At 65.4% G+C, this 13,858-nt stretch carries 11 protein-coding genes and 2 pseudogenes; 4 read left to right on the top strand and 9 right to left on the bottom strand.

Going from position 1 to position 13,858, the window contains the following annotated elements:
- Position 1 precedes the first annotated feature (1 nt).
- Positions 2–1,390: a DUF1501 domain-containing protein gene (locus ASC45_RS08370; RefSeq protein WP_055450578.1), complete on the top strand. Its 1,389-nt coding sequence runs from the start codon at positions 2–4 to the stop codon at positions 1,388–1,390.
- Here ASC45_RS08370 and ASC45_RS08365 read toward each other — a convergent pair.
- The 7 genes and pseudogenes from ASC45_RS08365 to ASC45_RS16240 all read right to left on the bottom strand — a co-directional run.
- A complete protein-coding gene (locus ASC45_RS08365; RefSeq protein ID WP_055450577.1) occupies positions 1,387–2,091 on the bottom strand; it encodes a hypothetical protein in 705 nt (234 codons plus the stop codon). The two genes, ASC45_RS08370 and ASC45_RS08365, sit on opposite strands and share 4 nt — an antisense overlap.
- Before the next feature lie 29 nt (positions 2,092–2,120).
- A complete protein-coding gene (waaC, locus tag ASC45_RS08360; protein WP_055450576.1) occupies positions 2,121–3,155 on the bottom strand; it encodes a lipopolysaccharide heptosyltransferase I in 1,035 nt (344 codons plus the stop codon).
- Positions 3,152–4,051, bottom strand: coding sequence for a Kdo hydroxylase KdoO (gene kdoO, locus ASC45_RS08355; RefSeq protein ID WP_055450575.1), 900 nt, complete (start codon positions 4,049–4,051; stop codon positions 3,152–3,154). The genes waaC and kdoO overlap by 4 nt, the downstream gene beginning before the upstream one ends.
- A gap of 42 nt (positions 4,052–4,093) precedes the next feature.
- Complete coding sequence (locus tag ASC45_RS08350; RefSeq protein ID WP_055450574.1) at positions 4,094–4,606, bottom strand: TIGR00645 family protein; 513 nt, start codon at positions 4,604–4,606, stop codon at positions 4,094–4,096.
- 42 nt (positions 4,607–4,648) lie between these two features.
- Entirely contained in the window at positions 4,649–6,796 is a 2,148-nt protein-coding gene (metG, locus tag ASC45_RS08345; protein WP_055450573.1) for a methionine--tRNA ligase, read from the bottom strand.
- A 67-nt stretch (positions 6,797–6,863) separates the two neighbouring features.
- Positions 6,864–7,877 carry an FUSC family protein gene (locus ASC45_RS16245; protein ID WP_425427615.1) on the bottom strand — a complete coding sequence of 338 codons (1,014 nt, stop codon included), beginning with the start codon at positions 7,875–7,877 and terminating at the stop codon, positions 6,864–6,866.
- 132 nt (positions 7,878–8,009) lie between these two features.
- Positions 8,010–8,798 (bottom strand): annotated as a pseudogene (locus tag ASC45_RS16240) (FUSC family membrane protein); the annotation flags it as partial.
- A 290-nt stretch (positions 8,799–9,088) separates the two neighbouring features.
- Here ASC45_RS16240 and ASC45_RS08335 point away from each other — a divergent pair.
- Positions 9,089–10,093, top strand: a complete 1,005-nt coding sequence (locus tag ASC45_RS08335) for a ketopantoate reductase family protein (protein WP_055450571.1) — start codon at positions 9,089–9,091, stop codon at positions 10,091–10,093.
- A gap of 283 nt (positions 10,094–10,376) precedes the next feature.
- Here ASC45_RS08335 and ASC45_RS08330 read toward each other — a convergent pair whose 3' ends face one another.
- Both ASC45_RS08330 and ASC45_RS08325 read right to left on the bottom strand, forming a co-directional pair.
- Positions 10,377–10,934 (bottom strand): phasin family protein, encoded by a 558-nt coding sequence (locus ASC45_RS08330; RefSeq protein ID WP_055450570.1) that lies wholly within the window; start codon positions 10,932–10,934, stop codon positions 10,377–10,379.
- A gap of 209 nt (positions 10,935–11,143) precedes the next feature.
- On the bottom strand, positions 11,144–12,169 hold the full coding sequence (locus ASC45_RS08325; RefSeq protein ID WP_055450569.1) for an inositol monophosphatase family protein: 1,026 nt from the start codon (positions 12,167–12,169) through the stop codon (positions 11,144–11,146).
- Positions 12,170–12,229: 60 nt separating this feature from the next.
- Between ASC45_RS08325 and ASC45_RS08320 the strand changes: the two are divergent.
- Positions 12,230–13,011: pseudogene (locus tag ASC45_RS08320) on the top strand (RNA methyltransferase).
- 75 nt (positions 13,012–13,086) lie between these two features.
- Positions 13,087–13,854: a serine O-acetyltransferase gene (gene cysE / locus ASC45_RS08315; protein WP_055450568.1), complete on the top strand. Its 768-nt coding sequence runs from the start codon at positions 13,087–13,089 to the stop codon at positions 13,852–13,854.
- Positions 13,855–13,858: the final 4 nt, after the last annotated feature.

The following is a 13,858-nucleotide window of genomic DNA, read 5'->3' as shown; positions in this document are numbered from 1 at the left end:
CATGCACATCAACCCGATCAAGTCATTGCAGCGTCGCGAGTTTCTGCGTCGCGGCTCCCTTCTCGGCCTCGTGGGCAGCGCCGCGCCCTGGGCGCTCACCCTGTCGGCCATCGGCGAGGCCGCCGCGGCAGACGCCACCGGCTACAAGGCGCTGGTCTGCGTGTTCTTCAGCGGGGGCAACGATCACGGCAATACCGTGGTGCCCTACGACCAGCCGAGCTATGACGCCTACGCCGCCATCCGGCAAACGCTGGCCACGCCGCGCGACCAGCTCGCGGCCACTGCGCTGACCCCCAGCGTGGCGCTCGACGGTGGCCGGCAGTGGGCCCTGGCGCCCACGCTGACCGGGGCCAAGCGGGTATTCGACGCCGGACGTCTGGCCGTTCTGCTCAACGTCGGCACCCTGGTGCAGCCGACCACCTTGGCGCAATACAAGGCCAAGAGCGTGCCGCTGCCACCCAAGCTGTTCTCGCACAACGACCAGCAAAGCGTGTGGCAAGCCGCCATGCCCGAAGGGGCGATCACCGGCTGGGGCGGGCGCATCGGCGATCTGTTTCTGTCCAGCAACAGCAGTGCCACCTTCACCGCTATCAACGTCTCGGGCAACGCGGTGTTTCTGTCCGGCCAGCAGGCCGTGCAATACCAGATCTCCACGGGCGGGGCGATTCGCGTGAACGGTGCGACCAGCAGCCTCTATGGCTCGCAAGCTTGCTCCAACGCGCTTCGCAGCCTCATCACGTCTCCGCGCGAACACTGGATGGAGCACGAGCTCAACCGGGTGACGGCGCGCTCCATCTCGGCGCAGAGCACGGTGGCTTCGGCTCTGGCGGCAGCGCCCACCAACTTCACCACCCCATTCGATACCACCAATCCCCTGGCCAGCCAGTTGCTCATGGTCGCCCGCCTCATCGCTTCGCGTGGCGCCCTGGGGGTGAAACGACAGGTGTTCTTCGTCTCCATCGGCGGCTTCGACCTGCACGACAACCTCAATGCCCAGCACCCCGCACTGCTCGGCCGCGTGGGCAGCGCGCTCGACAGCTTCGATGCCGCCATGGTGGAACTGGGCGTGGCCAACGACGTGACCGCGTTCACCGCCTCGGACTTCGGCCGGACCCTGAGCTCCAACGGCGATGGCTCGGACCACGGCTGGGGCGCGCATCACTTCGTCATGGGCGGCGCCGTGCGCGGCGGGCGCTTCTGGGGTACGCAACCTGAAGTCTCGGTCAACGGTACCGACGATGTGGGCCAGGGCCGTCTGCTGCCGACCACGTCAGTCGATCAACTCGCCGCCACGCTGGCGAGCTGGATGGGGGTTTCGGCAAGCGAACTGCCCCTGGTGGTGCCGCAGATCGGAAACTACACGACGCGCGACCTGGGGTTTTTTGTCTAGGGCCGCGTCGGGCTCGGCTGCGCTTGCACGCGAGACCAGTCCACGGTGTGGGCGAAGAAGCGGACCGTGCCCTTTCCACCGGCGATCCACGCGCCCGGATGATCCTCGAAGCCTCTTTCCGTGGAGATGCGCAAGGCGTTGAGATGGCCCGCCATGGTCAGCTCCGGCCCATGCTGATCGAGTTCGGCCGTCGTTTGCATGCTGGGTCGCACGATGGCGATATGGCCTGATCGACGAGGATCGGGGTTGGCCCAGGCCGCCAGCACGAATTCGCCCTGATTCGCCAGGCTCTGCGCCACGCGCCTGTCGACTTCGCGCCAGCCCTGGGACGGCCCGGTGGTTTCCAGCCACTGCGTTTGTGGGGTGGCCAGCATGTCGGCGCGGTGTTCTGGCGGTCTGAGCAGCGGCACGCCCAGACGCACCGACATGGCGGCCACGTAGGCGCTGCAATGCGTGGCGTGTCTTGATTGGCCCGGACGTTCCAGGTCGGGCAGGCCGGTGAGCCAATGCACATGCTCGTGCGGCAGCCAGAGGTGCTCGACGCCCGATTGATCGAGAAACTGGCGCAACTGGTCGCCTGCCGGGGTGATGGGGCCGCAGCAGGCGGCGAGAGCGGTTTGCGTCCCCAGCCAGAGCATGGCCAGCAGCCAGACCAGGCGGTGAGCGGCTAGCCGGACGCGGGATGGAACAGGCGGGCGCATGGCTCGGCGCATCCTTTCAACGGGCATCGTCAAGGGGCAGGCAGGGGAGGGATCAACTGCTGAAAAGCCTGCCAGGCCTCGTCCACGCCGGGGGTGACGCCATTGCCGCCCAGGGTACGGGCCAGATCGGGGGACGTGGGTGTGAACAATTCCGGCCCGGTGGCGACGAACAGGCCCACCACGGGCCTGCGCAACGCCGCGGCCAGATGGGTGAAGCCGGTGTCCACGCCGATCAGGGCTCGGCTTTGGGCGATCAGCGGCAGCATGTCGAGGAGGCTGCGGCGGTCGATGATCTCGGCGCTGCCCGCAGGCAAGTCGGCGACGATGCGATGCGCACGCTCACGCTCGGCCTCGTTGCCCCAGGTCAGTCGCAGCGTCATGCCGGCCTGGACCAGGTGCGCGCTCAGCGCCTGCCAGTGGTCGAGCGGCCAGAGCTTTTCAGGTTTGGACGCACCATGGGCGAGGAACACCACGTTCGCCCCATTCGGATCGGTCTGATTGGCAAAGCGCTGATCGATGGCATAGTCGGCGGGGCGGTCGCTTTCGGAGTCGAAGACTTCGCGCGCGAACACACGGCGCCCTTCGGTGCCGTGCATGCCCCAGGGCCTGGCGAAGTGAATCTGGTAGGCCCGCGCCGCCAGCGGCTCGCCGCCGCAGTCCTGGGCGCGGTAGCCGATGCGCAAGGTGCCGCGCGCCAGGCGCGAGATGATGGCGCTCTTGAGTACGCTGTGCGGGTCCCAGATCACGTCATAGGTCTGCTGGCGAAGAGCGCGAAGTCGCGAGCCGAGCGCGCGCAGCGACGCCAGACCGGGTTGCTGCTGGGTCGCCTTCAGCGGCAGGGCGAACACCTCTCGCACTGCCGGGTGCAGCCTGGGAATGTCGGCGAAGCGGGCATCGACCGCCCAGTCGATGGCAATGCCCGGCCAGCGCGCGGCGATGTCGGAGACGGCGGGCAGCGTCTGCACCTGGTCACCCATGGCCGAGATCTGCACCAGCAGCACGCTGCGCGGCGCAGTGGGTAAACCGCCCTGTCCCCAATGCAGGGGCAAACCTGTGGCGGTCATGCGGCGGGCAGCAAGGCCTTGCCCATGAGGTCTTCCAGAAGCTTGAGCGGGGCGGTGTGCGGATAGAGCTGGTGCGTGGGCTCGAGATAGAAGGTCTGCTCCATCATGTATTGCCCGCCCATCACGGCATGCAGCACCTGATCGGAGAACACCACCCAGGTGGTGCCGGGCGCGAAATCCACTGTGCGTTGCGGGCCGCCTTGCTGGTAGGCGAGATCGGCCTTGACCTTGTCGTGCAGTTGCAGCATGTAGTGGTCGTAGTCGGTGCGGCGCGACTTGGTGATCTTGAGTGCGCGCAACACGGCGGCCGAGCCGGGCACCGGCGGGGTCAAGCGCGGCGCGAAGCGCTGCAGAAATTCGGGGAAGGGTTCACCGACCCGCCACTGCCGCGGACGACCCGCGGGGTTGAGGTTGGTGAACACGCGCAGCAGCCGCACGCCTCGAACCGGGTTGGACGGAAACGCATCGACATGCAGCCGGGTGTCGTCCTTGCGCCAGCTCGTTTCGCGATCTTCGACCTGCATGGGCCGATACGAAGCCTTGGCGGCGCGAAGCTTGCCCCGGTAGTGGGGAAACAGCCGATCGACCAGGGTTTGGGCCTGGTTGGAGAAGCGTTGGATCATGTCGCGCAGTTCGGCCTGATCCTGCGCATTGCCCAAGGCGCCGCGGATGCTGCCGTCGTCGCGCAGGCTGATGTTCTTCGCCTTGCCGTCGCTGATCGATGGGGTCAGAAAGCGGCGCTCGCTCTCCGTCAGATCGAAGGCCAGCTGCGGAAAGCACAGCACATGGCCGCCTTCGAGCAGGTGCTCGACGTTGGTGGTGGGCGCGCGCTCGGAGGTCTGGGCGTTCCAGGCGGAATCGGGGAAGTTGCGCACGATGTCGTCGAGGGCGGCCATGAAAGACTCCTTGGAAGGGACGGCGTTGCTGCTGAAGCCTGCTCAGTGGCTGTCAGCCTTGATGCCCGACAGCCGGTCCATCAGCGCGAACATCACGCCGGAAAACACCAGTACCAGATGAATGACGATGGCCCAGAGCATGTCGTCGCGGCTGGCTTCGCGCACATTGACGAAATACTTGAGCAGCTCGATCCCGGAGATCGCCACGATGGAGCCGATCAGCTTGAGCTTGAGATCGGAGAAGGTGACATGCCCCATCCAGCCCGGCCGGTCTTCATGGCCGCCGGTGTCGATCTTGGAGACGAAGTTTTCGTAGCCCGCAAAAATGATGATGAGCAGCAGGTTGGCGACCAGGGCGATGTCCACCAGCGACAGAATGGCCAGCATGGCCTCGCCGCCCGTTCCTGAAAACACCACCGAGACGGCGCCGACGAAGGTCTTGACGAACTTCACCAGCAGCAGGGCGATGCCCAGAACCAGGCCGAGATAGAACGGGGCGAGCAGCCAGCGGCTGCCGAAGATCAACACTTCCAGGGCATGTTCGACGCGTTTCATGGGGCGGGTTCGGATTGAGGGGTCGGGGTGGGTGGAGACTTGCTATCGCACTCTCATGCCAGGCTTTGCGCCGGCATGAGGTTCGAGGATGTAGAGCCCGGGCTGGCTTTTCTCGTCTTCACTGCTGGCGGCCAGCACCATGCCTTCGCTGAGGCCGAACTTCATCTTGCGCGGCGCCAGATTGGCGACCAGCACGGTGAGCTTGCCGATGAGGTCTTCGGGTTTGTAGGCGCTGGAGATGCCCGAAAACACATTGCGGGTACGGGGCTGGCCATCCGGGCCGGTCTCGCCCACGTCGAGGGTGAGGCGCAGCAGCTTGGTCGAACCTTCGACGACTTCGGCGTGCTGGATGCGGGCGATGCGCAGGTCGATCTTGGCGAAGTCGTCGATGGTGATGAAAGCGGCTTGCGCGGTCTCGGCGGCGGGGGCGGTCATGGAGGCGGTAGTCTGGGCAGCCGTCGGGGCGGCCTGGTTGGTATCGGTCTCGAACAGGGCGTCGAGGCGCTTAGGGTCGATGCGATGCATCAGGTGCTGGTAGGGCGCGGCATGCTGCGGCAGCTCGGCTGCATCGCTCCAGACAAAATCGCGTTCGAGGCCGAACAACTCGCGGGCCACGCGGGCTGTGAGCGCCGGCAGCACCGGGCTGAGCATCACCGACAGCAGCCAGAACCCGGCCAGAGCCTGCGAGCAGGCATCCTGCAGCTGGGCGCGGTGGGCGTCGTCCTTGGCCAGAATCCAGGGCTGGGCGGCATCGAAGGCGGCGTTGATGCGGTCGGCATACGCCATGACTTCGCGCAGCGCGCGGGCAAATTCACGCTGCTCGTAAGCGGCCGCCACATCGTCTGCCAGCGCCTTGGCGGCTGCGCGCAGTTCCTCGCCCGTACCTGCATAGGCCAGCCTGCCGTCGAAGTACTGGCTGATGAACTTGGCCGCGCGGCTGGCGATGTTGACGTACTTGCCGACCAGGTCGCTGTTGACCCGGGCGACGAAATCTTCTGGTGTGAAGTCGACATCTTCCACGCGCGCCGTCAGCTTGGCGGCGAGGTAGTAGCGCAGCCATTCGGGGTTGAGGCCGAGGTCGAGGTACTTCAGCGGCGAGATGCCGGTGCCCCGGCTCTTGCTCATCTTCTCGCCGCCGACGGTGACGAAGCCGTGCACATTGATCTGACTCGGTGTCTTGCGGCCCGAGAAGTGCAGCATGGCCGGCCAGAACAGGGTGTGGAAATACACGATGTCCTTGCCGATGAAATGCACCTGCTCCACGGCCGGATCGGCGACGAAGGCGTCGAAGCTCTGCGCGGTGCGTGAGGGCGCATGCCAGTGCTGCGCGGCCTGGCCCTTGTCGAAGTGGCTCTTCAGACTGGCGAGGTAGCCGATGGGCGCGTCGAGCCAGACGTAGAAATACTTGCCGGGCGCGTCGGGAATCTCGATGCCGAAATAGGGCGCGTCGCGCGAGATGTCCCAGTCGGCCAGGCCGCCGTGGCCGTGTTCGTCGGTCGCAAACCACTCGCGCACCTTGTTGAGCACTTCGGTTTGCAGATGCCGCTGTCCGTGGGCGTTGGTGGCGTGCGTCCAGTCGCGCAGGAATTCGGCGCAGCGGTCGGAAGAAAGCTGGAAGAAATAGTGCTCGCTCTTGCGCAGCTCGGGCGTGGCGCCCGACAGCGCGGAGTAGGGGTGTTTCAGTTCGGTGGGGGCATAGACCGCGCCGCACACCTCGCAAGCGTCGCCGTACTGGTCGGCTGCGCCGCACTTGGGGCACTGGCCCTTGATGTAGCGATCGGGCAGGAACATGCCCTTGACCGGATCGAAAAATTGCTCGATGTCGCGCACGGCGATCAGGCCGTTCTTGCGCAGAGCGCGGTAGATGTCTTGCGCGAGCTGGGTGTTTTCGGAGCTGTCGGTGCTGTGCCAGTTGTCGAAGCGGATGTGAAAGCCGTCGAGGTATTGCGGCCTGCCCGCAGCGATGTCGGCAACGAACTGCTGCGGCGTCTTGCCCACCTTTTCGGCAGCAATCATGATCGGCGCGCCGTGGGCGTCATCGGCGCCGACGAAGTGCACCTCGTGGCCCTGCATGCGCTGGAAGCGAACCCAGGTGTCGGCCTGGATGTATTCCATGATGTGGCCGATGTGAAACGGGCCGTTGGCGTAGGGCAGGGCGGTGGTGACGAAGAATCGGCGCTTGGATGTCATGGTGAACGGGACGTGTGCGCCCGGCGAGTGTGCCGATCAGGTCGGTGTAGCTGGGCAAACCCGCATTTTAAGAGTGTGCCGGAGAACGAATCTGGCGCGAGAGACGCGCGATGGTCTTTCCTTCGGCCTCGACCTCGCGCAGTCGGCGCTCCACCGGTGTGTCGATGGAGCCGGTTTCCAATGCCGTTGGAGCAATATCCGGCGAATCGGGATCGAGGCAGCTCTGGAGCAGCGAGAGGGTGCATTGCAGGCGGGCCTGTTCTTCCGCGGAAAGCACGCGGTCGCCATGCTGCGCGCGCAGCACGCGCAGGGTGGCGAGGTGGGCGCTGAGAAGGTCGCTGTGAGCGATGAAGGCGGCAAGCTCCCGGCGCATGCGCTGATGCTGCCGCGGCTCTTCGAGCATGCGGGCATGCAGGCCGCCCACGGCAGCAAGCGCATCCTGAATGCGCTTGCGCTCCCTGCGGTAGTTCATGTCACTGACATGGACTGGGTCGAGCACAGCCTGCGCATAGCCCAGCATGGCGCGCTGCAGGGCATCCACCTGGCGGCGCAGATCGTTCGCTTCCCAGCGCGGCAGCACGAAACTGAATGCCCACGCGAGCGCCGCGCCGATCAGGGTGTCCTGCAGTCGCTGTGAGATCAGGAACGGGCTGCCCGGCTCCAGAAGCGCCACGAGCAGCAAGGCATTGACGCTGGCAAAAAGGGCCGTGAAACGATAGTTGAGGGTGATGAAGGAGCGCGCGAAAGCCAGGGAGACGAACACGCCCAGCGTCATCAGCCCCAGCGAGGGATGCGTGGAGAGCAGCGCGGCCACCAGCGCACAGCCGAGCAAGGTGCCCAGCACCCGGTCCTTGATGCGCTGGCGGGTGACGCTGTAGTTGGGGCGCAGGATCACCCCGATGGTCAGCAGAACCCAGTAATCATGCGGGTGATAGGGCAGCACGCGCAGCAGCAGCTCTCCGGCGAACAGGGCCAGCGCCAGGCGGATGGCGTAGCGCAGGATGGGCGACTCCCAGCGGATCGACTGCCACAACGCATGCGGGTCATAGCGCAAGGGGCTGAGAAAGGACTGCAGATCCATGCCCCGCAGCGGATCGGCTGCAGCGCCCGTATCGGTTGAGGGCGGCGTCGCCAGCAGATCGGTGATGCGCTGAAACTTGTCGGCGCTCGCGCGCAAGGCCATGCGTGCCTGGGCGAAGTCCGCGCTGGGCTGGCTCGGTTGCAGCGTCTCGAGTGCCTGTCGGATGGTTTCGGCGCAGCGCAGACGTGCGGGCAGTGGCTCAGGCCGGGTGCCGCGCAACAGCGCGTCGGCACGCTGGTCGAGCGCTTCGCCGATGCGGCGCGCCCAATCGCCCAGGGCGTCGGGTACCGCAGTGGCCTCGAACTGGTTCAGGATCAGATCGACATCGGTCTGGCTGGCCAGCAGGGCCTCGTTCACTTCCAGCAGCACAATCAGCCGTGCCGCCAGGGCGCGGTCGGCCGAGGTGCGCACGTCGCGCAGCACGATGTCGCGCGTGTTCTGCAGGGTGTCGTTGATCGCCGTGAGTTGCGCCACGACAGCGCTCACGCCGGCCGGCCCCCAGGGCCGGGCGGCATACCCGCCGGTTCCCGCTCGGGTCGAAGGCCCGCCCAGATGATCGCCCAGCCAATGGGCGAACTGGCCCAGTTGTGCCAGCAGTTCGGCGAGCGCTTGCTCCTTGGTACGTCTGCGCAGCGCAAGCGCCAGCAGCAGGGCATAGACGGTGTAGAGCAGGGCGCCTGCCAGAAACAGCGCGACGGCCGCGCCCAGTTGTGCCGGGCCGTGCATCGCAGGCGAGCCCAGCGTGATGACCGAGATGAACAGCACGCTGAAACTCATCGCCAGCGCCCGCTTGCCCCAGACCGCGATCAGACCGCTGAAAAAACCCAGCAAGGGAATCAGCACGATCTGGATCGACGGCCACCACAGACTGGCACTGACCAGGGCGAAGGCCCCCGTGCTGGCGAAGCTGGCGAACAGCATTTCCACCCGCTTGACTCGCGTGGGAGCCGGATTGTCCGCAAAGCAGACGGTGAGGGCGCCCGTGCCCAGCGCGATGGCAGGGCCCAGCCCGGCCAGCGCGTAGGTGGCCAGGCCGAGAACGGCCACACCCACGGCAGAGACCAGGCCGCCCGTGAAATAGCGACCGTGCAGGAGAACGAGGACTTGTCGCGGCGTCAGCATGGGTGGCTTTTGGGCGTGCTATTGTCGGTCGAGTAGGCAGTCTTTGCGCGCGAGCCCATGGCGGTCGCGCGCTCGATCAAGGAAAGAGCATGTCCGCACCCTGGAAGATTTTGGTGGTCGGCGCCGGTGCCGTGGGCGGCACCCTGGCGGTGCGACTGGCCGCAGCAGGCAACACCGTCGGCGTGTTGGCGCGCGGCGAGCATCTTCAAGCCATACGCCGCGACGGCCTGTGCCTTGAAGATCCGCACGAGCGCGTCTGCGTCGAGGTTCAGGCCAGCGACGACCTGGCCGATTTCGGCCCGCAGGATCTGGTGATTCTCGGGGCGAAGGCGCATCAGCTCGCGCCACTGATGCCCGGGCTGCGGTCGGTGCTGCATGCGGAAAGCATCGTGCTGCCGGCCCTCAACGGCGTGCCGTGGTGGTACTTCCATCGCGATGCCAGCCCCCACGCGACCACGGCAAGCGGACGCACGGCTCATCTGGAGAGCATTGATCCCGGAGGGCGGCTGTTGCATGCGCTCGACCCTGAGCATGTCGTGGGTTGCGTGGTGCATGCCAGCGCCGAGGTCGTCTCGCCCGGGATGATTCGAGGCAACGGCCAGTATCGCTACGTCATTGGCGAGCCCGCGCATGAGCGCAGCGCACGCGTGCAGGCACTCGCCGAGCTGCTGCGCGAGGCCGGTTGCGAGCCGGAGGTGACCGACCGGATCCGCGATGCGATCTGGATGAAGCTCGTCGGCAATGCCACTTTCAACCCGGTCGCGGCGCTGACCCGGGCTCGCATGAATGCGATCTGCGACAACCCCGAGCTCGAGGCCCTCATCCGCGAGGGCATGGCTGAAGTCATGGGCCTGGCCCGTGCCTATGGCTGCGACCCATTGGTTAGCATCGACCAGCGCATCGCCATCGCCCGCGGCATCGGCGCGGTGAAGGCCTCGACGCTGCAGGATCTCGAGCGAGGCCGTGCGCTGGAAATCGCCGCCTTGCTTCATGCTCCCCTGGAACTGGCGCGGATGGCTCATCACCCCATGCCGACCCTGCAGTTGCTCAGCGCCCTGCTGGGCGAACTCGATCGTCAGGTCTGCGGGCATTGAGCGCCTTGGGGCTTTGCGGGGCCGCATTGCCGCCCTCATCCTCGAGCCCGATGATTCCCGGACTCTCGACGGACAAAAAAAAGAGCCGGTCATCGAGACCGGCTTCAAGGGTACCTTGAGGGTACCGAGGAGACAACCTGTGAGGCGGCAAGCCCATCAGAACGATGAACTCCGCCGCGGCTCTTGCTCGGTTAACGTCACGCTGCCGACAAAGTTGACAGGCAGCGTGACGTCGTCAGGGGCCAGCAATATCGCCTTGGCAACGGGGCAAGCTGAAGTACGCTCAGGCCGAAGCACGCTTGGCGGCGCGCGTGGTTGTTTGCGCGGCCTTCATGGCCGTGCTGGTGACGGCATTCATATTGGCTTCCACCGCTTCGGCAGCCTGTTTGGTGACTTTCTGCACCGAGTCGTAGGCGTTGTTGGCGGCGTTCATGGCGCTCTTGATCATGGCCACGGCGGTTTCCGATCCGGCGGGGGCGTTCTTCGCGGCAGACTCGGCCAGATCCATGAATTTCTTGTGCGTGTCGGCAATCTGCGACTCGGCAGCCTTGGTCAGATCAGCCTGGGCGCCCGAGGCGATTTCGTAGGCATGACGCGAATACGACAGCACCTTCTCGGCCATCGGTTGCATCCAGCCCGACTGCAGGGCCGACAGCTCCTGAAAATCCTTGACCGAGAGCAGGGCCAGAGTGTGGTCTGCGCTTTCCTGCATGGAGGTCTTGACGGCCTGCATGTTCAGGTCGACCAGCTTCTCCATGTTGTCCATCGATTTGGCGGCCAGGCCGAAAAAGGTTTCGAACTGGGCTTTTTGCGCGGCGGCGAATTGCTCGGGGGTCATCATGATGTCTCTCCTGGGGTGAAAGGGGTGGCTGCGGGGCGGCAGCCAACACATTTTGAACCCGTAACGGTGTCATGAAGATGACGGATTGCCCAGGTTCATTTGTGCACTGCACAATTCGTATTGTAGAGACGATGAGTCGGATTGCAAGTCCTTTTTTGTGCGACGCAGCAAATTTCTTGAAAACGGAATATTTTCAATAACTTGCGAGACTAATCGCGGCTTTTTTTGGGCTTGTAAACCGAGGGCGGAAGCGATTTTTCGACTTTGCGCGGTTTGGCGACATCGCCAGCCTTGATGCGGCGCGGCAAGGCCTTGGGCCGTTTGCCTTCGGGAACGGCCAGCGTGCCGACCTTCTTGTCGGGGGCTGTGTCCATCAGGGCGATCTGGGCATCGGTCATGCTCGAAGCCGCAGCGGAGGATGCGTGTTCGGCCCCGGGTGGGGCGACCTTGGAATACCGCTGCAGCAGGCCGACCATCTGCCCATACACGCGCGGTGTGGCGGCGAGCACCTCGCCACTGTGGAGAAAATCGCCGTCTCCGGCAAAGTTGCCCACCAGGCCGCCCGCCTCGGTGATCAGCAGGCTGCCCGCCGCGATGTCCCAGGGCTTGAGGCCGCTCTCGAAAAAGCCGTCGTAGCGTCCCGCCGCCACATAGGCCAGATCAATCGCTGCCGCGCCCGGTCGGCGCAAGCCGACACAGCGTTGAGCCACGAGCTTGAACATCTCCATATAGGTGTCGAAGTCGTCGTGCTTGCGGAACGGAAATCCGGTGCCGATGAGACTGTCCTCCAGGCGCACCCGGTTGGATACGCGGATGCGGCGGCTGTTGAGAAAGGCGCCGGCCCCTCGCGTGGCGGTAAACAGCTCGTCGCGGGTCGGGTCGTAGACGACGGCCTGCTGCACCACGCCGCGGTGCGCCAGTGCAATGGACACGGCGTACACCGGCATTCCATGAATGAAGTTGGTGGTGCCGTCCAGCGGGTCGATGATCCACTGGTATTCGGAGGTCGCGTCTCCGAAGGTGCTCCCCGTCTCTTCGCCCAGAATGCCATGCTGGGGGTAGGCTTTGAGCAGCACGTCGATGATGGCCTGCTCGGCGGCGCGATCGACTTCGGTCACAAAATCGTTGGCCGCTTTTTGCGCGACGCGAAGCAGATCGATATCGAGACTCGCGCGGTTGATGATTTTGCCGGCTTCGCGCGCTGCGCGAACGGCCACATTGAGCATGGGGTGCATGGTGTCCAGAGCGCCACCAACGACAATGGCGCAAGAGAATCGGGAAGTGACAAAGAACAAATGAATGACGCGCATTTTATCGAGGGCCGCGCCGCGCCGAGCGGCCATGCGGCGGACGACACCGTGTTTGTGCTTGTGGGCACAAGCCATCCTGGCAATGTGGGAGCCGCCGCGCGCGCGCTCAAGAACATGGGCTTTGGCACGCTGCGTCTGGTGGCGCCGCGGTATGCGGACGTGCTCACCCAGCCCGAAACCCTGGCATTCGCCAGCGGCGCGGAGGACGTGCTGGCGTCGGCCCAAGTGCTGCCCGAGCTGAGCGCAGCCGTGGAGGACTGCGGCGTGGTCGTGGCGCTGTCGGCACGGGTGCGCGATTTCGGGCCGCCACTGCATACACCGGAGTGGTTGCCGCAACTGTCGCAGCGCAGTGCCGAACAGGGGCGCCGCGTCGCGTTCGTTTTCGGCAGTGAACGATTCGGGCTGAGCAATGCCGATGTCTACCGCTGTGATGCCTTGCTGAGCATTCCGGCCAATCCGGCCTACACCTCGCTCAATCTCGCTCAGGCGGTGCAGGTCATTGCTTGGGAATGGCGCAAGGCGGTCGGCCTGCATGCGGTACAGCCCGCCCAGGCCGAGGCGGTGGCCGCGACCGCCGGGGAGGTGCGGGGGATGCTGGAGCACGTCGAGCAGGCTCTGCTGGCGCTGGAGGTGCCGACCCCAGTGCTCCACGCAAGCTTTTGCCTCGGTTACAGCGCCTGGCCTCGCGCGCCGAGCTTACCCGCGACGAAGTGCAGATTCTGCGGGGGGTATGCACGGCGATTCTGCGCAAGGTGCCGTCCGGCTGATGCGCGCCTTCTGCACGTTCGGTGCGCGTTCAATACACTGCCTCTTCCCTTTCATGGCTGCTGAGCGACCGATCCATGCTGCAACGATTGCGTGAGACCATCCAGATCATCTTGGAGCGCGACCCTGCCGCGCGCTCGACCTGGGAGGTCGTCACCTGTTATCCGGGCCTGCATGCCTTGCTTTTCCACAGCATGGCCCATGGGTGCTGGCGGCATGGCTGGCATTGGCTCGGACGCTGGATTTCGCATTGGGGCCGGTGGTTGACGGGGATCGAGATCCATCCGGGCGCCACCATCGGTCGCCGGGTCTTCATCGATCACGGCATGGGCGTGGTGATCGGCGAAACCGCCGAGATCGGAGACGACTGCACGATCTACCAGGGTGTGACCCTGGGCGGCACCTCGCTCTACAAGGGCGCCAAACGGCACCCGACACTTGAGGCGGGCGTGGTCGTGGGCGCAGGCGCGCAGGTGCTGGGCGGTTTCACCGTGGGTGAAGGTGCGCGCATCGGGTCGAACGCCGTCGTCGTGAAAGCCGTGCCCGCTGGCGCGACCGCCGTGGGAAACCCGGCCCGCATCATCCAGAAAGAAGTCGAGCAGCAACGCGAGGCGACCGCGGCCCGCATGGGCTTTTCCGCCTACGCCGTTACGCAAAATGGCGACGATCCACAGTCGCGCGCCGTGCTGGGTTTGATCGACCACGCCGCCCAGCTCGAACATCAGGTCGCGCTGCTGTGGCAGGCGCTCGAACGTCACGGGGTTTGCCCGGCCGAAGCCTGCCCCCCCGAAGCACTGCGCGAAGAGCACTTCGACAAGGCCAAGCTCGAAAAACTGGTGGAGTGAACGC

The sequence above is a fragment of the Thiomonas bhubaneswarensis genome (assembly GCF_001418255.1).
Lineage (GTDB): Bacteria > Pseudomonadota > Gammaproteobacteria > Burkholderiales > Burkholderiaceae_C > Thiomonas > Thiomonas bhubaneswarensis.
The sequence above is the reverse complement of the archived record's forward strand: the minus strand, read 5'-3'. Positions and strand labels throughout refer to the sequence as shown.